The following is a 22,390-nucleotide window of genomic DNA, read 5'->3' on the forward strand; positions in this document are numbered from 1 at the left end:
ACATTAAGAAAATATGCTTGCACGTTTACGATTCCTGTTTATTGGGCTGCTGATCATCGGGATGTCTGCCTGCGCCAGCTACAAAACGCAGTATTCCAAAGATGGTGTCCAGTGGAATGCCGCTGCTCCCGACCCGAAGCTGGAAATCAAACATACCATGTACCTCATCGGCGATGCCGGAAATGATTCTCCCGAACACCGCGCCCCGGTACTCGAATACCTTAAAACGAAACTCGCGACCGAATCGAAAAACAGTTCGGCGATATTCCTCGGAGACAACATTTACGAATATGGCATGCCGCCATCGGAAGACTCGACGGACAGGGGCGTAGCCGAGTACCGCATTAATTCCCAGCTCGAAACGCTGGACGAGTTCAAAGGCCGTCCGGTTTTTGTGCCGGGTAACCACGACTGGCGCGGCTGGGGTGTGAAAGGTTTGAAGAGGCAGGAAAAATACATTAATAAGTATCTCAACGAGCGCCGCGGCAAACAGGATAAAGATGACTGGGAAAACTATTTTCTCCCGCCCGACGGCTGCTCCGGCCCCGAAGTGTTGGAGCTGAATGATAATGTGGTGGTGATCGTGGTAGATTCGCAATGGTGGCTGACAGATTGGGACCGGGATGCGCGGATCAATGATGGCTGCGAGATCAAAAACCGTGACCAGTTCAAGTTCGTCTTTGAGAATGTCGTCAGGAAGTACCGCAACAAAAATGTGGTGATTGCCATGCACCACCCGCCTTATACTTACGGGCCGCACGGCGGGCGGTTTACCTGGAAGCAGCATTTGTTTCCTCTGACAGAAATCAACCCGAAATTATACATTCCGCTGCCGGTGATCGGAAGCCTGAGCGCCTTGTTCCGCGGGACGCTTGGCTCGCGGCAGGATGTGGCCAATAAACATTATAAAGACCTGAAAGCCGGATTGCTCGCCGGCGCGAAAAAGAACGGTAAATTCATTTTCGCCAGCGGGCATGAGCATGCCCTGGAATTTATCGAGAATGATGGACAGGAATACATTGTGAGCGGCAGCGGCTCCAAAAACAGTCCGGTCGGTTTAGGAAAAGGGTCGCTTTATGCCTCTTCCACACTCGGTTTTTCAACATTAAGTTTCTACGAAGGCGGCGAAACCTGGGTGCAATACTGGCAGGTAAGTCCCGACGGGAAGAATGCGACCCTCAGTTTTCAAAAGAAAATCAAAGACCAGCAGCTTCCTGAAATCCCCGATTCAACTTCTTTTACAGAATACAACGCCCACGCCGACTCAGCCAGCCGGTTTGTGACGAGTAATGTGGTGAAGCCAATCGGCGGGCTGCATAAATTTTTGTTTGGTGAACATCACCGGCCGCTCTATCTTCAAAAATATCCTTTCCCGGTGCTCGACATGGCGACTTACCGCGGCGGCGTGGTGCCGGTGAAGCAGGGTGGGGGTAACCAGACCAACTCGCTGCGCCTCCGCGGAAATGATGGCAGGGAATATGCACTGCGCGGCCTGACCAAGGATGTGAGCCGGTTTTTGCCATTTCCGTTTAATCAAATGGTGGCCGCTAAATACCTGGTGGAGGATAACTTTCTTTCTACCAATCCTTTCGCCCCGCTTTCCATGCCGACGCTGGCTGATGCGGTGAAAGTGTACCATACCAATCCGAAACTCTATTACGTGCCTGCCCAGCCGGGACTTGCCACTTATAATGCCCTTTTTGGCGGGACGATGAACCTCCTGGAAGAGCGGCCCGATGGAAAAAAATGGAAGCAGGCTGATTTCTTTGGAAACCCTGATAAAATCGTCAGTACGCCCGAGCTGGTGGAAGATATGCTCGAAAGCAGTAAGCACCGCATTGACGAAGACTGGGCGCTGCGCACGCGACTGTTCGATTTTCTGATCGGCGACTGGGACCGCCATGACGACCAGTGGGCGTGGAGCTCGGTAAAGCAAAAAGACGGGAGCATTCTCTACCGCCCGATCCCCCGCGACCGTGACCAGGCTTTTTCAAAATATGACGGCCTGGTAACCGGCATTGCCAGACTTACCCTGCCATTTTTACGCCAGCTGCAATCCTTTAATCCTGAAATTCAAAGCATTAAGTGGACGACATGGAGCGCACGACTTTATGACCGCACTTTCCTGAATGCCCTGAGTTGGGAGCAGTGGGAGGCGCAGGTGAAAATGATCCAGCAAAACCTGACGGATGATATTATTGTCAAATCATTCAACGGCTGGCCGGATAAGGCGCGGGAAATGGCTGCGCCGGCATTGATCGCCGGCATCAAATCGCGGCGGGATAACCTGATGAAAATAGCGCGGGCACATTACGAATTCCTCAGTCAGTCGGTGAATGTGATCGGGACGGAGGAGGAAGAACGGTTTGAAATTGAAAGGCTTGATGGTAACCGAACCAGCGTGACGGTTTACGAAACCGGAAAAGACGGCCGGATCAAACACCAGAACTACAAGCGCGTTTTTGATGGTCATGTGACGAAGTACATCAACATTTACGGAAATGGCGACGGCGACGAGTTTATTGTCAAGGGTGATGTGGACAAAGGCATCAAGTTGCGGCTGATCGGCGGGCTTGGGAAGGATGTTTTCACAGACAGTGCACGCGTAGCTTCCGGCGGGAAACGGACATTTATCTATGATGATTTAGGAAAAAATACGATCAACCCCGGCAGAGATACCAAGATCAACACCACGGATCTGTACCGCTATAATGTTTACGACCGGCGCGGCGCAGAAAGTAACTACAACATTACGATGCCCTTCCCGATACTGGGCGCGAACCCGGACGACGGATTTTTTATCGGTGCTAATGTGAGCATGACCAAATATGGTTTTAAAAAAGAACCTTACAAATCTGTGCAGAGCTTTGGCGGCAGCTATGCATTTCATACCAAAGGTTTCAGGCTAAATTACACCGGCGATTTTATCAACACCTTTCGAAATTTCGATTTTTACCTGGATACCTATTACCGCGGCCCGACCTATGCCTTTAACTTTGCCGGAATCGGTAATACCTCCGAGCGGATCGTGAAAGATGCGAATTTTTACCGGGTGAGGCAGAGCGTTTTACACGTTTATCCGGCGCTTAAAAAGCGGTTTGCGGGAAACAGCGCTTTTATTGCATTGGGGCCGTTTTTCGAAGCTTCCGACATTCAGGCAACCGCCGGGCGATACATTACGAGTATAGAAAATGGGTTGCCGAATGATATTTTCGACACCAAATACTTTGGCGGCGCGAAATTCCTGTTTGACTTCAACAGTGTCGACAACATTTTCGCGCCGCATTCGGGCATACGCTTTCATACGCAGGCTAACTGGACGTCGAACCTGAAAAATGACAGGAATTTTGCCGGTTTGCGGGCGCAATTTTCTTTCTACAAAAGTTTAGATCAGGCTGAAAACTTCGTCATAGCGTCGCAAATCGGCACGGGGCTTAACTTCGGCCATGCCTATGAATTTTTCCAAATGCCGACCATCGGCGGAAAGCAAGGTCTGCGCGGTTATCGTACCGAAAGATTTTACGGGAAAAATACCCTCTGGCACGCCACGGATTTGCGCGCGCGGATCGGTAGCAGCTACAATCCTACCTTACCATTAACCTACGGCCTCTTCGGAAGCTTCGATTACGGACGCGTCTGGCTTAACCACGATCCTTCCGAAAACTGGCATTACAGTTACGGAGGCGGTATCTGGCTCGCGCCGGTCGACATTTTGACCTTCGCAGTAGGCGCATTTATCCCAAAAGAAAAGAAAGAAGAAAAGCCCCGGATTGCATTCCAGGTGGGATTCTGGTTTTGAAACCGCCTAACTATCTGCCTGCGGTTCAGTAAATTCGTTGACATCTACTGCGCCAAAGTCTCCTAAAATACCGGTCGCCAGTAAATTTTCGCCTGTAAATTCGGTGTGTACCGTCACCATCGCAACGTGTTCCTCAGCTTCCGACTCGTTTTGCGGGCTTTTAGATGTATCCGTCATTTGACCGTCCGTGACAAGTTCGTCGGTCGTATCTAGGTGATCATTGATTTCAATGCGTTGGTTATTGAAACCGTTTTCGATGAGCGCTTCTTTGGCGATCTGCGCAACGTCGCTATTTTCAAAGATTCCGATGACTGTTTGTAGCATGATGCTGGTTTTTTAACGTGGCGGAGTAAACATTATAAACTCAGAGAATGTGGTTTTCCCCAGTAAATGTTGTGCCAAAACGATGTAACCACTTGAAATTAAACCTCTATTTTTTTTCAAGAACACTCAAATTCCCGCTGCCTTCCAGGTAGCAGGCGTGTACTTTTTTTATATTCTCAATACCTTTTTCTCGCAGGTAACCATGCAGGTCGTCTTCTGTGATAAACTCCTTTCTCATATTCATGTGCTGAAATTCACCGTCCTTGATCAGCAGCTTCGGCTCGGCCTGGGAAAAAAGTGCGAAACGCTTTGATTTAAATCCTGCGTAGTCAATCGCGACGTCCCAGAGTACCAGCGTTGCCAGCAGCACCACACCTTCTGTAATTGTCTGATAATTACCGGCCATCGCATTTTGCGCAGCGTCGCCGATGAGGATGATCAGTAGAATGTCGCTCACGCTAAATTGCCCGGTACCGCGGCGAAAGAATCGAAGTAATATAAAAATTGACCAGTATGTGAGTGTGCCGCGAATGAAGATTTCGAGGAGTGAAACCTGAGGTACGAGTAAACTTGACCAGTCGAGGCTGAAAATTTTGTCCATGATCACCAAAAAGTTGAAATAACATTTGAATGATCTAATGTAGGAGGAATAAGTCAGATTGAAACAGGCCAACTAGCTTCCGCTGAGGCTTTTCAGGAATTCGACCTTCTGGTAAAGCTCAATGATGGTGGTCACTTCCAGCTTTTCGAAAATCCGGAATTTGTAGGTGCTCACAGAACTACCGGTAATGTTCAGCGCGGTTGCGATTTCTTTGGTCCACCGGCCTTCGAGAAGGAGGTCCATCACTTCCAGTTCGCGCTGTGAGAGGCTTTCCAGCGGGTTTGTCGGCTTGCTGCCATCGTCAAAAGTGCTTTTGAAAAGCTGGTGCTGCACCCGCTGGCTGAGGTAGCGGCCGCCAGCCAGGACCGAAAGAATGGCACGTTTGAGGTCCTCGATCGAAGCATTTTTGGAGACAAAACCATTTGCTCCGGCTTTGAGATAATGCAGCGGGTACAAGGTTTCGTCGATTCCGGAAAACATGAGTATAGGCACCTTGGGTTGGAGATTCCGGATTTTTCCGATCATTTGCGTGCCTTCGCCGCCAGGAATATCAATGTCCAGGAGAACCAAATCGAGTTCATGCTCCGAGGCAACATATATGGCTTCCTTGAAATCAGCGGCTTCATAAATGTTCACCGTCGTCACCAGTTCTTCCAGCACCGACCGGCTTGCAAGTCTTACAATTGCGTGATCTTCAACTATTAATATGTGTTTCACATTGCAGGGATCCATATCAGACATTTCTGTCGGCTGAGAACCTAGTTCATAGCCGGGGCTCTCAGGTCTTCAATTCCATGCTGCACCAGCCACTTATGAAAGTCGGAGACATTCTGGGGCTGGTGATGCACAATACGTCCGTCTGTTAACAGAATGGTGAAGACTTTGTAGGCATGTATAAACCTTTTAAGTTGAACAATACAATAATCGAATTCGGGAAAGAAATAGTTAGTTTTCATCTGCTTTAAGTGTTGGCCTTTGCATTTAATGGTTAGAAAATCTTTTTACCACGGGTTTGGCGAGGAAAAGCAACAAGCATGCCGATTTTTTATGTTTTACCAATATTGGAGAGGTTATTTAATTTATTCTACAAAATAAAGTTTCGCCCTCTTTTAAGCATTGTAGGGCGAATTTAGCCGCCAAAACCGTTGGAAAACGTAGCTAGTGCTAAGTCGAATTATAGAAATTTTTCAATTTTAAAAATTTTAAAGAAAGGATGTTAATGCGCGATTGTTCAATATTTATAAACAAAAACGTGATTTAGCATTTACAAAAAGCAGCTCATTTTGTTTACCAGTAGCAATCGCTATCAGGAGAGTACAAAATTTTATGGAATCGTTCTTATAACGGATGGAATGCTTTCAAAAAATCTTCAAAACCGTCGACTGTCAAAATGTAACCGCGTTTACATATGCTTACCAAAACCAGCCAATTGTTTTTTGCTTTTTGTTCATCTTCAATAGGTTAGGTTTGAAAAATTAATTTTTGTTTGGCGCGTTAAGTCCATCATACTGCAATGCAAATAGGCAGAAACGGCGTAGCAGCCTGTCAGCAGGGTTTTAGGCCGAAATCCAGTTAAAAATAGATTGGTACGATTCGGAGAGGCGGGTCCCTATACGTTCTACAAGCACAATCAAAGGGTTGGAGCCAATTGTTCTGTGCCTGTGCCAGTGCATGTTTTTATGGATTGGCGAATGATACAACACTACTGTGGAAAATTTGCCCGGCTGCCAGCAGGCAGAATTAGAACCTTATTTGTTCCGGTGGTACGAGGCAATTTTGGAGTAAAGCTCGGCAGGACTGAAAGGTTTGCTGATATAATCATTCATCCCGACCGTAAATGCCAGATGCTTGATGTCCATCATGGCAGAGGCGGTGAGTGCAATGATGGGTAGCTTTGCAAATTTCGGGTCGGGCAGCTCTCTGATTTTTGCGGTCGCCTCATATCCGTCCATTTCAGGCATTTGCAAATCCATCAAAACCAGGTCGTAGTCGCTGGCCTGCACTTTTTCAACGGCTATCAAACCATTTTCGGCCACGTCGTAATCAACCTCCCACTGTTTCATAAAATTCTTCATCAGCAGCACATTGATTACATTGTCCTCCACGATCAGCAGCCGCAAACCTTCTAAACTGAAAGTATTAACAATCACGCCATTTGCCTGCTCGGCCAGGTGTTTTTCGCTCAGTTTCAGGGTTAGGCTAAAATAGAAAACCGATCCCTGGCCCGGCTCGCTGTCAACGTGTATCTGGCTTTGTTGTAATTCAAGCAGCTTTTTCGTGATGGTAAGTCCCAATCCTGAGCCGCCGTATTTTCGGGTAGTGTCGGAAGTAGCCTGGGTGAACATATCGAAAATGTGCTCGATTTTATCTTTCGGGATACCTATACCCGTATCCTCCACTCTGAAATCAATGGTCACGTCGTCCTCGCCGCGGTGTGAAACTTCTGCGGCGATGGTTACTTTTCCTTGTTCGGTAAACTTAACCGCATTGCTAACTAGGTTTGTCAATATCTGGCCCAGCCGAACCGGATCGCCGACCACTGTCACATTCACATCATTTTTGACTGAAAGTTTGAGCAGGATCCCTTTTTCATTGGCCTTGTTCAAAATGCCGGAGCGGATATTTTCCAGCAATGAAAGCAAATTAAAGTCTACCTCTTCAAACTGAATTTTACCAGCCTCTATCTTGCTGAAATCCAGAATGTCGTTGATCAAAACAAGCAGATTCTCGGCCGAAAATTTCAGGATATTCAGATATTCCATCTGCTCCGGCTTCGGATCCTGCTGCAAAAGCAAATGTGTGAAACCGATTACCGCATTCATCGGCGTCCGGATTTCGTGGCTCATCGTGGAAAGGAATTGTGATTTCGCCACGGCAGCCATTTCCGCCTCTTCCTTGGCCTTGATCAGTTCCTGCTCCGTTCTTTTCTGATCATTAATGTCCATGATCGCGCCGTAGAGCTTGGTCACCGCACCGGTTTTATCCTGAAATGGTTTTCCGATCGCATGAATGTACTTGATCATGCCGTCGGGCAGAACAATGCGCAGGTCGAAACTCGCAGGCGACAAATTGTTGATCGCTTCTTTGATCGACGAGCGGTAACGTCCGATGTCGTCCGGATGGATCATCGACGAGAAAAGCTCCGTCTCCGGGCCAACGCTATCAGGTTCAAGTCCAAATATCCTGAATGTTTCGTCGGACCAGTAATTTTTTCCGGTAACCAGATCGGCCTCCCAGCTTCCGCTATGTGTCAGTTGCTGCGATTCCGAGAGCATCGCCTCGCTTCGTCTGACAGCCTCCTCCGCACGCTTGCGGTGCGAGATATCATGCCAAACCACCAGCAAAACTTTTTTCTTATCAATGACGACGGGATTCAATGTCACTTCGACCGGAAATTCCTCGCCGTCCATTTTTCTATGTACCCATTCAAAACGGTTGTACCCGGTTTCGTACGCGATCCTGTCCATCTCCGCAGATTTTTCAGAAGACTTTCGACCGTCGGGCTGGTACTCCGGGGAGAAATGTGCGGGGTGGATGGATAGCAGCTCGCTTTTGTTCCTGCATCTCAGCATATTCACCGCCGCCTGGTTACAGTCGATAATGCCGGTTTCATCAAAAAGTAGGTGTGCGTCGGTGGAATATTGGAAAATCACGCTGAGTTTTTCTTCCAAAAGTTGCTTCTCCGCTCTGTCCTGCAAAGCCTGCCCGGGCCCGATCGCGAGCTCTTTGCCCACCACCTGATCCAGGAAACCGACCATTCTTTTCGGCTTGCCATTTTCAAACCGGACATTGCCCCGGCTGGTAAATTCGCGGTATCCTTCGTCCTTCGTTTTTAACCTGATTTGAATGTTGTAAGGAATGTTGTTTTCGAGGCGGTCGCGCACGGCTATGGCAATCAGCGCTTTATCATCAGGATGAACGAGTGCGTCCATGAAATTTTCAAAAGTTGCGGGAAATTCATCGGGCGCATATCCCAGCATTTCAAAGATCCGGTCCGACCAAACTTGTTCGCCGGTTTCAAAATTCCAATCCCAAATCCCCGAGCCAACGCCTGCAATCACCATTTCCAGTGCCTCGGGTTTGAATTTGGTTGCCATGATGATAGGGTAGTATTAGTTCGAATCTCACACTAAAGACAAAAGCCGTGCCCTGTATTTCCTTAATCAGATCAGGGAAATGTTTTTCTCAAATTTTTATTAAACGGTTGTGATCGTTTGGGTCTTCGGGCAGTTAAGTCAATGTACAAACTATCTTTTCCTCTTTCAAGTAAGAATTGCATTTTTAAGAATCACCTATTAACTTGACAGAATTAGTAGACAAACCAAACTGGTACATGCGGGTCAATACTTCTTTGATAAGTAAAGTGAATGTTAAAAAATGGATGTGGCTGTTGGCAGCGATGTTGGGTTTTTATCAGGTCAAGTCGCAGGACCGTCCGAACATTTTATGGATTGTCAGTGAGGATAATACCACATTACTAGGTAGTTATGGAGATACGTTTGCCACAACCCCCAATCTGGACAAGTTTGCGAAAGAAAGTATCCGCTATAAAAACGCCTTTTCGACTGCGCCGGTTTGTGCACCTTCACGCAACACATTGATTACCGGAATGTATCCGCCGTCGCTGGGTACGGAGCACATGCGGAGTGTGTACCCGGTGCCGGATTTTGTAAAATTCTTTCCGAAATACTTGCGGGAAGCCGGCTATTACACCACCAATAGTGCCAAAAAGGATTACAATACCACCGATCAAAAAGACGCCTGGGATGAATCGAGCGATAAGGCAACTTACAAGAACCGGAAACCCGGCCAGCCGTTTTTTGCTGTTTTCAATCTGAATGTTTCCCACGAAAGTTCGCTGCACGAGCCCGTCTCATTGCTGCACCACGATCCGGAAAAAGTCCCGCTGCCGCCTTACCACCCTGCCACGCCCGAGCTCAAACATGATTGGGCGCAGTACTATGATAAGGTGGAAGAAATGGACCGACAGTTTGCGCGGCTGCTGAAAGAAATGCAGGATGAGGGTTTGGCAGAAAATACGATTGTGTTTTATTATGCCGATAATGGTGGCGTTTTGGCCCGGAGCAAGCGGTTTATGTATGAGTCGGGGCTGCACGTGCCGCTGATCATTCACCTTCCACCAAAATATGCACATTTAGCCAAGGAAAAGCAGGGATCCGTTTCGGATAGGCTGGTTACATTTCTGGACTTCGCACCAACTGTTCTCAGCCTGGTTGATCTCAAAGTGCCTGATTACATGCAGGGCGGGGCGTTTTTAGGTAAACAACAAGAATCGGAACCGGCCTATGCCTACGGTTTTCGCGGCAGGATGGACGAGCGAATCGATATGTCGCGGTCAGTGCGGGACAAGAAATTTCGGTACATCCGGAATTACCTGCCAAATAAAATTTACGGGCAATACCTGGAATATCTGTGGCGCGCGCCATCAGTAAAATCGTGGGAAGACTTGTACAAAGCCGGTAAGCTGAATGCGGACCAATCCAGATTTTGGGAGCCGAAACCCGCGGAAGAATTATTCGACGTGGACGCCGATCCGCACAACATTCACAACCTGGCGGCCGATCCGAAGTATAAGAAAGAGCTGCTGAGACTGCGGAAAGCAAATGTGGATTACTTGCGGAGCTACAAGGATGTCGGGTTCATCCCGGAGGCCATGCTGTACGACATTGCAAAAACAACGCCTTTGTATGATTATGCAAGAAGCGGAAAGTATGATTTGGAAAAGGTGATGGCTACCGCAGATATGGCCTCGTCGAGAAACCCGGCGCATGCAAAAGAGCTAATTAAAAGATTAAGCGACCCAGATCCGGTTGTGCGGTACTGGGCTGCGACTGGGATGACGATCCTCAAAGAAAAATCCGCAAAAGTGGCATTGGAAAAAGCTTTAAGTGACCCGGAACCAGCAGTACGCGTCGCGGCAGCAGAGGCACTATATATTACCGGCGCCAACAAATCGGCTTCAATTGCAACATTAACCGAAGTACTGAAAAGTGAAAATCCCTACGCCAGATTGCAGGCGCTAAACATTCTGGACCTGACTGGAAAGGACGCCGCGCCAGCTATCGAGCTGGCGAAAAGTATTGCCGCGCAGAAGGCGGAGATGTTTGATTATGATATCAGGGCGGCGAAAGTGCTGGTGGAGCGGTTTGGGCAGGCTACCAATTAGCCGGCCAATTTTTGACTCGTCTCAGGGCTTCCTCCGCCTGTCTGTTTTTTTCTTTGATAAAAGGAGATTCTAAAATGCTATCGATTTGCTCCTTTGTAAGTATCAAAGGTGATGTTTTGTCATCCAAGTTTTTCTTTGATGCATCCTGTGACCGCTTTTCTTTTGTCTTAGGCATAATGTGTCGTTTTTACGAATTTAACTTTTATTTACGTCGGAGCAAAACAGTCTCATATTGGACACCTGGTCGATATTCTTCAACATCCATTCCGTTGATGCCGTATACTTCCAATAATAAAGACAACTCAAACCAATTTGAATCGATAGCACGATGATATAGAATATTACGTTGATTTCGACCTAGTAAGCGGGACTTTTCATCGATTAAACCGCTAAACATCAGCGTGGCAGTTCGATTCTTTGTAAGAAATTCCATGGTAACCTTGACAACAGTAGCAAGAATCTTTGGCATATCACCATTATTAGATCTGACGTCATCATTGCATGTCGAATAATCAGTTGCATCCGCCAAATCGCCGAATGCCAGGTTATAGAATTGGGCGTTTGGATCATCAGATATGGACTCTATCCTTGATATAATTACAGCTTTCTTTATTTCTCCATTTACTCCAACGCTAGTGAAAGTATAAACATTCGGGTTGGCTTGTTGTTCAAATTCGTAAGTAGGCCTATTCATTCGTTAATCAGTGTGTGTAATAATTAGTAAAGCAATATTTTAATTTTCTTGCCAACTTCCAAACCGCGACTCACCCGCCAAACAAAAAGCCCTATCCGAAAATCCGGAAAGGGCTCTGTCACAATCCAATAAAATCTTCTAAAAAATAAACTTCGTGCTTAAAAAATTCGAGTTGTCATCGTGTACGATTTCGTTGATCAGCTGCTTGTTGGCTTCGTTCATTTTGAAGGCGACTAGGGAGCGGATTGAGAAGGCGCGGATGGCATCGGGGACGGATAGTGTACCTTCGGCGCTGTCTTTGCGGCCGGTAAATGGGAAAACATCTGGGCCTCGCTGACATTGGGTGTTAATGTTCACGCGGCTCACCTGATTAACCAGCGGATCGATCAATGATGCCACTTCGTCGGCATCGGTGCTGAAAATACTAACTTGTTGTCCGTGAGTAGATTCGATCAGGAATTCGATGGTTTCTTCGAGGTCGTCGAAAGGTACAACCGGTACGATTGGGCCGAATTGTTCTTCGTGATACAACTTCATTTTATCATTTACAGGGTATACAACTGCCGGATAAAAGAACGAACCTTCTGATTTTCCACCATTTTCATTAACCACATGCGCGCCGTTTTCGATGGCGTCGGTGATACAATCGTTAAGGTATTCGATCTTGTTGGTTTCGGGCAGTGGGGTGAGTGAGACGCCTTTTTCCCAGGGCATACCAAACTTCAACTGACCGACCGCTGCGCTGAATTTTTGCAAAAACTCATCGGCAATACTGCGGTGCGCCCAGACGATTTTTAATGCGGTACAGCGCTGACCATTAAATGAAAGCGAGCCGGTAATAATCTCTTTTACAGCCAGATCGATGTCCGCATTTGGCGTAATGATGGCAGCATTTTTGGCATCTAGTCCCAGTACAGCTCTCAGCCTATTCACTTTCGGGTGGGACTTTTTCAGTTCGTTGGCAACTTTGCTTGAACCGATCAACGTCAGCACATTGATTTTTCCGGATTGCATCAAGCCAGGTACAATCGCATTTCCGCGTCCGTAAATCACATTCACCACGCCTTTTGGAAAACTATCCCGGAATGCTTCCTGTAAAGGGTAATGTAAAAGTGTACCGAATTTTGGCGGCTTGAATAGAATTGTGTTACCCATGATCAGCGCTGGGATCAATGTGGTAAAGGTCTCATTCAAAGGGTAATTAAATGGTCCCATGCAGAGTACCACACCCAAAGGCGAGCGGCGTACCTGTGCGGCGATGCCGTCCACAATGTCGAAGCCGGATGAATCGCGGTCGAGGTTTTTGAGCGAATCAATCGTCGCATAAATGTATTCAACGGTACGGTCGAACTCTTTCACCGAGTCGGCAAATGACTTGCCGATTTCCCACATGATGAGCTTCACGATAATGTCTTTTTGCTCGATCATCTTACCGGTAAACTGCTCTACGCAATGAATTCTTTCCGCTACGCCCATGGTCGGCCACTCGCCACGGCCATTATTATACGCAGCTACGGCAGCGTCCAGCGATTCGGAAGCTTCGGCGGCGGTGCAGATCGGGTAACTTCCGATCAGTACGCGCTCCAAACCGGTTTCCGTCTTGATAGAAATCGGCGAATATACCTCATGTACCTGGCCATTCCAGGGTTTCATTTCACCATTGCTGAGGTACTCGCGCTGGTGGATCAGGCTGGGCAGGCTGAATTCTGCCGGAATGTCTTTTTGTTCGGGGAAAATGTTCTTTAATGCAGCATCGAAGTCCATTGTGGATATTTGACTAGGTGAATAATAGGCAGGAAACCTGTCAAAGAAATTACTTCTTTTCCGGCTTTTTGGTTCCTTTAAAAGGACGAGGTTACCACGGTATTTCTCTTACCCATCTTCAAAAATCTTGTGATCAGAAAAGCCGAAGCCATCGTCAATCCAAGGATCAGCCCCAGCCACATACCCGACGCGCCCATTCCGAAACGAAATGCCAGCACATATCCGAAAGGAATCCCGATCACCCAGTAAGCCACGCCGATCAGGATCGTCGGTGTTTTGACATCTTTGATGCCGCGCAGTAAGCCTGCTCCGATGGCCTGGGTACTGTCGGAAATCTGGAACAATGCGGCGAAAAGGAGCAGGAGCGAAGCCAGCTCGACAACTTCCATATTATTGTTAAATGCAAACGGCAGCTGATTTCGGAAAACCACAAAGGATAATGCGCAGAATGTGCCGTAAATCAGCGCGGTAATGATTGTGCTTTTACCGATCAGGATAATTTTCGGCCAGTCATTTCTACCCAAAGCATTGCTGACGCGGATCGAGCCAGCCTGCGCCAAACCCATGGAAACCATGAATGTAAACGAAGCGCAGCTCAGCGCGATTTGGTGCGAAGCCTGCGAAACAGCACCCAGTGTGCCGATAATGATCCCGGAAACCGCAAATGCGCCAGCTTCCATACCGATTTGCAAACTGCTGGGCACACCAATGTGCAGCAGCTCCCGCCAGGTTTGCGCTTTATAGTACCATTGATTACCGCGCACGGCAATGTATTTATCAAAAGTTTTGTGTCTCAAAATCACATAAGCCAGCGCCAGGAACATCAAACTCCGGGTGATCAGTGTGGCCCAGCCTGCGCCCTGTAATTCCAGTCTCGGAAACCCCCAGTTACCATAAATCAGCAGCCAGTTGAGGAGAATGTTAAGGGGCATCCCGCCGAGGGAAAAAATCATGGCGGTTTTGGTTTGTTCCAACCCGTCTGCAAACTGTTTTAAGGTCATGAAAAGCAGCATCGGGATGATTGAGAGTCCCATCAACTTCATGAAAGGAATTGCCAATTCTACTACTTCGGGATCCTGGCCGAGGTGGTGTAAAACATCTTTTCCAAAGACCAATGTGAGTGAAATCGCTAGTGCCGTGAGTGTGCAGAGGAGGAAACCATTGAACAAATAATGTGAAACCTGCTGGGCATCGCGGCGGCCATTTGCCAGGGAAACCATCTGTGAAACCGAGATTGTCATGCCGATCCCGATCACGAAAGGAATGTTCATTGCGTTGATTACCAGGGCCGCAGCCGCCAGTTGCTTGTAGCTGATCGCGCCAACCATCGCGCTGTCGATGAGGTGAAGTGCCATTTGCGCCAGCTCGCCGATGATGATCGGGAAGGCTAATTTTAAAGTTTGTGATGCTTCGTTTTTCATGGATGTGCTCAAAAAGTTTGCAAAGTTAGGCAAATCGGGCACAGGGAGAGAATCCTGATTTTAATATATCATTAAGGTAGAGTAAAACCGAAGAATGCGCGGGTTTCTATGGGTAACAACGCTTAACGAACATCGGGAAAACTTTACAAGGAATAATGATAATTAAAAGCAGTTTGAAAAGGACGACAGGGAGACTTTCCTGGTCGGTAAGGCGAAGTCTGGCAATTTTTGGTTTAATGCTGATGGCAGGAATCACATTTCCCAACATGACGCTGGCGCAAAATACGGGCAAGCTGAAAGTGACGGGCAAGATCGTGGATGGGGCTAGTAATGCTCCGCTGGCTTATGCGAGTATCCGGCTTTTTAAAACAACAGACAGCTCCTTCGTGGCCGGCGCGATCACGGATGAAACCGGCGGTTTTATCGTCGAAATCGTAGCGGGATCTTACTATGCATTATCTGAATTTATTGGTTATAAACCGCATTTTACGTCCGGAATCAAACTTTCTGCCACGAATTCCCCGCTGAATCTTGGGTCAATCAAAGTAGCTGCATCTGCCAGAACATTGGATGAAGTAACCGTGCAGGCGGAGAAAAGTACGATGGAATTGTCGCTGGATAAAAAGATTTTTAATGTTGGAAAAGACCTCGCGAATGCCGGCGGAACTGCCGTGGATATCCTCACTAATGTACCCTCGGTAGCAGTGGACGTGGAAGGAAATGTGAGCCTGAGAGGCAGCGGTAATGTGCGTATACTGATCGACGGTAAGCCTTCGGGTTTGGTCAGTATTAAAGGCGCGAGCGGGTTGGCGCAGTTGCAGGGCAGCATGATCGAGCGGGTGGAAATCATTACTAATCCTTCGGCTCGGTATGAGGCGGAGGGCATGGGCGGGGTGATCAACATTGTTTTGAAAAAGGAAAGAAAAGAGGGGATTAACGGATCATTCGACATTATTACGGGCCACCCGACCAACTATGGCGCGGCGGCGAATGTGAACTACCGGCGCAAAAACCTGAATTTCTTCGTCAACTACACCATGTCTTACCGGAATACGCCAGGAAAAAATTATCTGTACCAGGAGCTGTACCGCAATGATTCTACTTTCATCATGGAGCGGGATATGCGGAGTAATCTGAAAGGGATGGCCAACAGCGCGCGGGGCGGTCTGGATTATTATTTTAACACACAAAACATTCTGACAGCTTCCTACACCTGGCGGACCAGCAAAGGAAAGCGCTTCTCCACATTGAATTACCGTGATTACCTGTCGAGCGTGAGCAACATGACCAGCTACACATACCGTACGCAGGATGAAACCGAAACCGAGCCCAACTCAGAGTATGCATTAACTTATAAGAAAACATTTAAAAAGAAAGGTCAGGAATTTACGGCTGATGTGCGGTACCTGGATAACTGGGAGGATTCGGACCAGTATTATCACGAAAATGTATACAAACCGGACGGTACCGAGATTGGAGTGCCGCTTTTGCAGCGGGCGGTGAATTATGAGACGGAGAAACAACTGCTTTTTCAGGTGGATTATGTGCATCCTTTTGGCAAAGACGGAAAATTTGAGGCGGGTGCGCGGAGCAGCTCGCGGGATATGACCAACGATTATACCGTAACGCAGCAAAACAGCGACGGCGGCTGGATCACTTTGCCAGGGCTGACCAACGATTTTTTATACGAGGAAAATATCAATGCGGTTTATGGAATTGTAGGAAACAAAACGGGCAAATTTTCCTATCAGGGCGGCTTGCGCACGGAGTGGACGGGCGTGACTACCACATTGAAACAAACCAATGAAGTGAATGCGCGTAAGTATGCCAACCTGTTTCCGAGCGCGCACGTGACTTATGATTTTGCGAAACAAAATGCATTTCAGCTGAGTTACAGCCGCCGCGTGCGCAGGCCCCAGTACAACGATCTGAGCCCCTTCGCGACTTACAGTGACAACCGGAATTATTGGAGCGGCAACCCCGACCTGAACCCGGAATTCACGAATGCATTTGAATTCGGTCACATAAAATACATGGCGAAAGGATCGCTGACGTCCTCGATTTACTACCGGCACACCAACGGAAAAATCACGAGCATCCGCCGGGTGCAAGAGGATGGAAGCTCATACACACGTCCGGAAAATCTGGGGACGGAAGATGCTTATGGCATAGAATTCACCAGCTCATTTGTGCCGTTTTCATGGTGGAAAATGGATGGCAGCTTCAACTTTTTCCGCGCGATTACGGATGGTACCGGGCTGGACGAGCAGTTTCAGAGCGATACGTACAGCTGGTTTGTACGGGCAATGTCGCGGTTCACGCTTTGGAAATCGACCGATGTACAGTTTCGTGGAAATTACGAGGCGCCGCAGCAGACGCCCCAGGGAAGAAGGAAGGCTTTGGCAACGCTGGATCTGGCCGCCACCCGCGATATCCTGAAAGGTAACGGAACCTTAACATTGACCGTCGTGGACGTTTTCAACTCGCGGAAGTTTCGCTCAATCACCGTCGGTGACAATTTTTACGCAAATAATCGGTCTCAGGGGCGTTTGAGACAGATCAACCTCACATTGAACTACCGCTTGCACCAGGCCAAGAAGAAGCCGAAGGAAGGATTGGAAGGTGATTTATAAGGTTTGAAATTTTATTTAACGGTTATATTTATATATCTTCATGTATGATTTTGAGATTGTTAGCTCATTAAACCGAATTTAGGGCTTAGGGAATGTCTTGATCACGTTCGAGTTGTCTACATCTTTCTTAATTTTGGATCATGAGTCAAAAACCAAATAAATCGATATTTCTAGCGGATGATGATGCAGATGACTGCATGTTGTTCGAGGACGCACTGAGGGAAGTCAGTAATTCTACTGAACTGTTGACGGCAAATGATGGCGTCGAGCTGATGAACCTTATGGAAACTACCGTCCCACCGCCGCCGGATGTCATTTTTCTGGACCTGAATATGCCACGTAAAAATGGTTTTGAATGTCTGGAACAAATCAGAAATACCAAGGCCTGGGAAAGTATTCCGGTAGTGATTTTTTCTACAACCAGCCAGGAAGAAATGGTGAAAAAAGTGCATGCGCACGGCGCCAATTTCTTTATCCGCAAACCGGGCTCTTTTCCTAAATTGAAGCAGGCCATCAAGCAGGTGCTGGATACCGATTGGGCCAAGCATTCCTGGAAACCAGCCGCCGAAAACTTTTATTATCAATATTAATCCCGGATTTGTTCACTTAATTAAATTTGCAAAAGGCAGATACCATTTTCAAATCAGATAAGTGAACAAAATACCCGAGTTCGACCAGCCCGCTCCGAAAGAAGGTTCGGGGCACTACCCGGCTGACGACAAAGAAAGCAGGTTCAGAAATGTCATGAAGCAGGCTCCGGTAGGAATCGCCATCCTTCGGGGTGACGATTTCACTGTTGAAATGGCCAACGATTCGTACCTGAATGTTGTCGACCGGACCGAAGAAGAGTTGGTCGGAAGGTTACTTTTCGACGTGCTGCCTGAGGTCAGGGAATATGTCGAACCTATCCTGAATAATGTTCTCAAAACTGGCATACCCTATCATGGAAATGAGTTTGAGGTAACGCTTCGCCGCTTTGGGCAGCCCCAGCAATGTTATTTTAATTTTGTATATCAACCCCTGCATGAAGAAACCGGCGAGGTAACGGGTATCATCGTCGTCGCTACGGAGGTGACCGAGCAGGTACTTTCCAAGCAGGGACTTGTGCGAAGTGAAAACCAGTTTCGTAACCTGGTGACCCAGTCGCAATTTGCCAAGGCCATTTTCAAAGGAGAAGATTTTATTATCAGCATTGCCAACGAAACAATGCTGAAAGACTTGTGGCGCAGGGAGTTGCACGAGGTGGTCGGACGGAAGCTGCTGGATGTTTTTCCGGAGCTGAGCGACCAGAAGTTTGTGAAAATCCTGAAAGACGTCTACCAAAAAGGTAAAATCTACCGTGAAAATGAGGCCCTGGCGTATGTCGATGGGCCTGACGGGATCAAAAAGTTCTACCTGGATTATCAGTATGCGCCGATGTTCGAAGTGGATGGAAGCGTGTCGGGTATTATGGTGTCTGTCAATGATGTAACTGAAAAAGTGCGTTTCCGGCAGCAGATTGCCGAGGCGGCCGACAGGCTCTCACTCGCGACGGACGGTACCAAGCTGGCAACCTGGGATTTGAACCTCCAAACATTTGATCTGATACATTCGGGAAGGCTGGCGTCTATTTTTGGTTATCCCGAAAGTACAGTCTTCACGCATTTTGAACTGCGTGACCGGGTGCATCCCGACGACCGCCGGGACATTGTGGAGCCTGCATTTAAGTTTGCCCTCGAAAACGGTACCTACTACTACGACGCCCGGATCATTCACCCCGACAAATCGGTGCATTGGGTGAGGACGCAGGGGAAAGTGTTATATAATGATGACCACGTGCCGCACCGGATGCTGGGCACGATGATGGACATTACCGACCGGAAGCAGGCGGAGCTGGCATTGAAAACCAGCGAAGGGAAGTTCAGGACGCTGGCGGATTCTATGCCGCAGTTTGTCTGGACAGGCGATACGGAAGGTCATCTTAATTATTTCAATCAATCGGTTTACGATTATTCGGGGCTTTCCTCGGAGAAAATTCATGGCGAAGGCTGGCTGCAAATCATACATCCCGACGACCGGCCGGAACACCGGAGGCTTTGGCACCATTCTGTCGAAAATGGGGTGGATTTTCTGGTAGAGCACCGTCTCCGGCGTTTTGACGGAGAATACCGGTGGCATTTGAGCAGGGCAATCCCTCAAAAAAATGCGGATGCTGCGATTCAGATGTGGGTGGGCACGAGTACCGACATTCACGACAGCAAGATGTTCATCGACCAGTTGGAGGCCAAAGTTCAGGTGAGGACCAATGAGCTGACGATTGCCAACAATGAGCTGATCCGCACCAATATGGAACTGGCGCAATTTGCGTACGTAGCGAGCCACGATTTGCAGGAGCCACTGCGCAAAATCCAAACTTTCGCGACTCGTATACTGGAAACCGAAAGCGCCAATTTATCTGATCGCGGGAAGGATTATTTCAACCGGATGCAGGCTTCGTCCACCCGGATGCAGCAGCTGATCATTGATCTGCTGGCATTTTCACGGGCCAATGCGGTGGAAAAGCTTTTTGAAGAAACAGATCTGAATGTAGTACTCAAAAATGTGAAGGAGCAACTGAATGAGTTGATTCTGCAAAAAAGTGCGGTGATAGTCAGCGAAACATTGCCAGTCAAAAGTGTGATCGTCTACCAGTTTGAGCAGCTTTTTATGAATTTGATTGCCAATGCGCTTAAATTCACAAAGCCGGGTATCGCGCCGGTGATCAACATTCGGTCGGGGCGTGTGGATGGGCAGCTGGTTTTGCTACCGGAGGCTGATCACAATAAAACGTACGAATTTATTTCGTTTACGGATAATGGTATCGGCTTCGAACCGCAGTTCAAAGACCGGATTTTCCAGGTTTTTCAGCGGCTTCACAGTCGCAGCGCATTTGAAGGAACAGGGATTGGTCTGGCGATTTGTAAAAAAATTGTGGACAACCACAAAGGGCTGATCGACGCTGTGGGCAAGCCAGGGATCGGCGCTACATTTATCATCTATCTGCCTGTCGACTAGCGGGTTTCCTGAATGTGATGGCAATTCCAATGAGAATGATCAGTCCGCCGACGATCATTTGCAGGGTAACCTGCTCATGGATAAATGCCCAGGCAAATAACCCCGTCACAATCGCCTGACTGAGCAAGCTCAGCGAAACGCGTTTCGCATCCATTTGTTTAACAGCATAATTAATTGTCAGCCAGCCAAGTAGCTGACATATAAGTCCCTGTACCAAAAAGACAAACCAGATAGAAAGATCAAATCCCGCTACGGGTTGATCGAAAAACAGGCAAATTGCAAAGAGATAAATGCTGGCGACGGCCATATTGATCGTCATGAAACTCACAATATCAATTCGGTTCAGGACCGTTTTGCTGATCAGCATGTAGGTGGCGTAAAGCATTCCCGACAAAATTGCGAGTCCGAATCCTTTATCCAGCTGCATTTCCGAAAATGCTTCCCAGCCTATCAAAATCACCATCCCAGCCAGGGCGACCAATGTTCCCAGCCAGAACCGGGCAGCAGGTTTGTCAGGCAAAAAAAGAAAAGTGCCGATGCCGACCCAAACCGGCGATAAGTTGGTCAGCAATGTGGCCTGGGTAGCATTGGAATAATGTATCGACAAATTCCAGACGGCGATGTCCGTAGCAAAAATGAGCCCGCAAAGACTAATCGGCAGCCACAAAGATTTCTCCGGCCAGGTAAATTTTCTGGTGATCAAAACATAGGGCAGGATCAGCAGAAAGCCAAAAAACATCCGGTAAAAAGCGGAGGTAATGCCGGAAACAGGCGCCCATTTGACCAAAACCGGGAAAATACTGATACTGAAAATTCCAATAACCAGACAGAGGCGGGGATTCAGCATAGTGACTTTAATGCGCTGGTTTTGCGCGGTCGTATTGAACCGGCCAGGTAATGTCGTCACCGAGCTGATGTGCTGCATGCAGCGGAAAATACGGGTCGCGCAACAATTCACGCGCCATGACGATCAGGTCAGCCTCGCCATTTTGCAGGATATCTTCTGCCTGCTTCGCTTCCGTAATCAGGCCCACCGCGCCGGTAAGTGCGTTGGTCTCCTTTTTTATCCGCGCAGAAAAAGGCACCTGGTAAGAGGGGCCAACCGGGATTTTCTGATGGGCAGCTAACCCACCGGACGAAACATCGATTAGAGATACCTTAAGGTCCGTCAGGATTTGAGCCAACCTGGTCGCTTCATCTGCATTCCAGCCGCCGTCAGCCCAGTCAGTTGCGGAGATCCGGACAAAAATTGGTAATTCCTCCGGCCAAACTTTTTTGATTGCTTCAATAATTTGGACGAAAATCCGGATGCGGTTTTCAAAGCTCCCACCGTAGGAATCGGTACGTTTGTTACTGAGCGGCGACAGAAACTGATGTATCAGGTAACCATGCGCGGCGTGGATTTCAATTACCTGAAAACCAGCGGCCAATGCACGTGTGGCAGCTTCAGCAAAATCTGAAATTACTTTGTCGACTCCATCCTGATCCAATTCGAGCGGCGCATCTTCTTTTTCATGAAACGGCACCGAAGACGCGCTCACAGTTTTCCAGCCACCCTGATCTAGAGGAACTTGACCCCGGCCTTTCCAGGCGGGAAATGTGCTGGCTTTTCTACCGGCGTGTGCTAGTTGTATGCCTGCTACGGTTCCTTGTGCAGAAATAAAATCGGTGATCTGTTTCAGTTTTTCAATGTGCTCGTCTTTCCAGATGCCCAAATCTTCCGGGGAAATGCGGCCTTCCGGGGATACTGCCGTCGCTTCGGCGATGATCAAACCCGCGCCCCCTACGGCCCGGCTCCCCAGATGGACCAGGTGCCAATCATTGGCAAAGCCGTCCACAGCCGAGTACTGGCACATGGGGGATACGACGATGCGGTTTTTTAATGTAATGTTATGTAATTGAAGGGGAGTGAAAAGCTGAGAGGACATAATGCA

16 protein-coding genes are annotated in these 22,390 nt (G+C 48.1%); 5 read left to right on the plus strand and 11 right to left on the minus strand.

Annotation, left to right across the window (positions count from 1 at the left end; translation table 11 throughout):
• The first annotated feature begins 13 nt into the window (after positions 1–13).
• Complete coding sequence (locus FEN17_RS22750; protein ID WP_138367674.1) at positions 14–3,799, plus strand: metallophosphoesterase; 3,786 nt, start codon at positions 14–16, stop codon at positions 3,797–3,799.
• 6 nt (positions 3,800–3,805) lie between these two features.
• On the opposite strand, the gene FEN17_RS22755 is transcribed toward FEN17_RS22750, so the two are convergent.
• From FEN17_RS22755 to FEN17_RS22775, 5 genes are all read right to left on the minus strand, one after another.
• Positions 3,806–4,123 (minus strand): hypothetical protein, encoded by a 318-nt coding sequence (locus FEN17_RS22755; protein ID WP_138367675.1) that lies wholly within the window; start codon positions 4,121–4,123, stop codon positions 3,806–3,808.
• Between the two features lie 106 nt (positions 4,124–4,229).
• Positions 4,230–4,724, minus strand: coding sequence for a DUF421 domain-containing protein (locus tag FEN17_RS22760; RefSeq protein WP_138367676.1), 495 nt, complete (start codon positions 4,722–4,724; stop codon positions 4,230–4,232).
• 72 nt (positions 4,725–4,796) lie between these two features.
• Positions 4,797–5,441 carry a response regulator gene (locus tag FEN17_RS22765; RefSeq protein WP_138367677.1) on the minus strand — a complete coding sequence of 215 codons (645 nt, stop codon included), beginning with the start codon at positions 5,439–5,441 and terminating at the stop codon, positions 4,797–4,799.
• A gap of 41 nt (positions 5,442–5,482) precedes the next feature.
• A complete protein-coding gene (locus tag FEN17_RS22770) occupies positions 5,483–5,680 on the minus strand; it encodes a hypothetical protein (protein ID WP_138367678.1) in 198 nt (65 codons plus the stop codon).
• A gap of 792 nt (positions 5,681–6,472) precedes the next feature.
• Positions 6,473–8,821, minus strand: coding sequence for a PAS domain-containing protein (locus FEN17_RS22775; protein WP_138367679.1), 2,349 nt, complete (start codon positions 8,819–8,821; stop codon positions 6,473–6,475).
• Positions 8,822–9,024: 203 nt separating this feature from the next.
• Between FEN17_RS22775 and FEN17_RS22780 the strand changes: the two genes are divergently transcribed.
• Complete coding sequence (locus FEN17_RS22780) at positions 9,025–10,911, plus strand: sulfatase-like hydrolase/transferase (RefSeq protein WP_229208955.1); 1,887 nt, start codon at positions 9,025–9,027, stop codon at positions 10,909–10,911.
• Here the strand turns inward: FEN17_RS22780 and FEN17_RS22785 are convergent.
• From FEN17_RS22785 to FEN17_RS22800, 4 genes are all read right to left on the minus strand, one after another.
• On the minus strand, positions 10,901–11,086 hold the full coding sequence (locus tag FEN17_RS22785; protein WP_138367680.1) for a hypothetical protein: 186 nt from the start codon (positions 11,084–11,086) through the stop codon (positions 10,901–10,903). The genes FEN17_RS22780 and FEN17_RS22785 overlap by 11 nt on opposite strands.
• Positions 11,087–11,113: 27 nt before the next feature.
• Complete coding sequence (locus FEN17_RS22790) at positions 11,114–11,605, minus strand: DUF6934 family protein (RefSeq protein WP_138367681.1); 492 nt, start codon at positions 11,603–11,605, stop codon at positions 11,114–11,116.
• Between the two features lie 138 nt (positions 11,606–11,743).
• On the minus strand, positions 11,744–13,369 hold the full coding sequence (locus FEN17_RS22795) for an NADP-dependent glyceraldehyde-3-phosphate dehydrogenase (protein WP_138367682.1): 1,626 nt from the start codon (positions 13,367–13,369) through the stop codon (positions 11,744–11,746).
• 77 nt (positions 13,370–13,446) lie between these two features.
• Complete coding sequence (locus FEN17_RS22800) at positions 13,447–14,790, minus strand: MATE family efflux transporter (protein ID WP_138367683.1); 1,344 nt, start codon at positions 14,788–14,790, stop codon at positions 13,447–13,449.
• A 236-nt stretch (positions 14,791–15,026) separates the two neighbouring features.
• Between FEN17_RS22800 and FEN17_RS22805 the strand changes: the two genes are divergently transcribed.
• The 3 genes from FEN17_RS22805 (at position 15,027) to FEN17_RS22815 (ending at position 20,456) form a co-directional block, all read left to right on the plus strand.
• Positions 15,027–17,423, plus strand: coding sequence for a TonB-dependent receptor (locus tag FEN17_RS22805; protein ID WP_138367917.1), 2,397 nt, complete (start codon positions 15,027–15,029; stop codon positions 17,421–17,423).
• A 140-nt stretch (positions 17,424–17,563) separates the two neighbouring features.
• Positions 17,564–18,013: a response regulator gene (locus FEN17_RS22810; protein WP_138367684.1), complete on the plus strand. Its 450-nt coding sequence runs from the start codon at positions 17,564–17,566 to the stop codon at positions 18,011–18,013.
• 61 nt (positions 18,014–18,074) lie between these two features.
• The gene (locus FEN17_RS22815) at positions 18,075–20,456 is read left to right on the plus strand and encodes a PAS domain-containing sensor histidine kinase (protein ID WP_229208956.1); all 2,382 of its coding nucleotides are present in this window, start codon (positions 18,075–18,077) and stop codon (positions 20,454–20,456) included.
• On the opposite strand, the gene FEN17_RS22820 is transcribed toward FEN17_RS22815, so the two are convergent.
• Together FEN17_RS22820 and namA are read right to left on the minus strand one after the other, a co-directional pair.
• Complete coding sequence (locus FEN17_RS22820; RefSeq protein WP_229208957.1) at positions 20,434–21,381, minus strand: DMT family transporter; 948 nt, start codon at positions 21,379–21,381, stop codon at positions 20,434–20,436. The two genes, FEN17_RS22815 and FEN17_RS22820, sit on opposite strands and share 23 nt — an antisense overlap.
• On the minus strand, positions 21,311–22,384 hold the full coding sequence (gene namA / locus FEN17_RS22825; RefSeq protein ID WP_138367685.1) for an NADPH dehydrogenase NamA: 1,074 nt from the start codon (positions 22,382–22,384) through the stop codon (positions 21,311–21,313). The genes FEN17_RS22820 and namA overlap by 71 nt, the downstream gene beginning before the upstream one ends.
• Positions 22,385–22,390: the final 6 nt, after the last annotated feature.

Origin of the sequence: Dyadobacter luticola (assembly GCF_005860805.1) — a bacterium.
Lineage (GTDB): Bacteria > Bacteroidota > Bacteroidia > Cytophagales > Spirosomataceae > Dyadobacter > Dyadobacter luticola.

Bases quoted from the DNA above. Each gene is read 5' to 3' on its own strand.
- FEN17_RS22775 (WP_138367679.1), bottom strand. From the start codon at position 8,821: ATGGCAACCAAATTCAAACCCGAGGCACTGGAAATGGTGATTGCAGGC.
- FEN17_RS22805 (WP_138367917.1), top strand. From the start codon at position 15,027: ATGCTGATGGCAGGAATCACATTTCCCAACATGACGCTGGCGCAAAAT.
- FEN17_RS22750 (WP_138367674.1), top strand. From the start codon at position 14: ATGCTTGCACGTTTACGATTCCTGTTTATTGGGCTGCTGATCATCGGG.
- FEN17_RS22795 (WP_138367682.1), bottom strand. From the start codon at position 13,369: ATGGACTTCGATGCTGCATTAAAGAACATTTTCCCCGAACAAAAAGAC.
- namA (WP_138367685.1), bottom strand. From the start codon at position 22,384: ATGTCCTCTCAGCTTTTCACTCCCCTTCAATTACATAACATTACATTA.
- FEN17_RS22785 (WP_138367680.1), bottom strand. From the start codon at position 11,086: ATGCCTAAGACAAAAGAAAAGCGGTCACAGGATGCATCAAAGAAAAAC.
- FEN17_RS22820 (WP_229208957.1), bottom strand. From the start codon at position 21,381: ATGCAGCACATCAGCTCGGTGACGACATTACCTGGCCGGTTCAATACG.
- FEN17_RS22760 (WP_138367676.1), bottom strand. From the start codon at position 4,724: ATGGACAAAATTTTCAGCCTCGACTGGTCAAGTTTACTCGTACCTCAG.
- FEN17_RS22770 (WP_138367678.1), bottom strand. From the start codon at position 5,680: ATGAAAACTAACTATTTCTTTCCCGAATTCGATTATTGTATTGTTCAA.
- FEN17_RS22790 (WP_138367681.1), bottom strand. From the start codon at position 11,605: ATGAATAGGCCTACTTACGAATTTGAACAACAAGCCAACCCGAATGTT.
- FEN17_RS22755 (WP_138367675.1), bottom strand. From the start codon at position 4,123: ATGCTACAAACAGTCATCGGAATCTTTGAAAATAGCGACGTTGCGCAG.
- FEN17_RS22810 (WP_138367684.1), top strand. From the start codon at position 17,564: ATGAGTCAAAAACCAAATAAATCGATATTTCTAGCGGATGATGATGCA.
- FEN17_RS22800 (WP_138367683.1), bottom strand. From the start codon at position 14,790: ATGAAAAACGAAGCATCACAAACTTTAAAATTAGCCTTCCCGATCATC.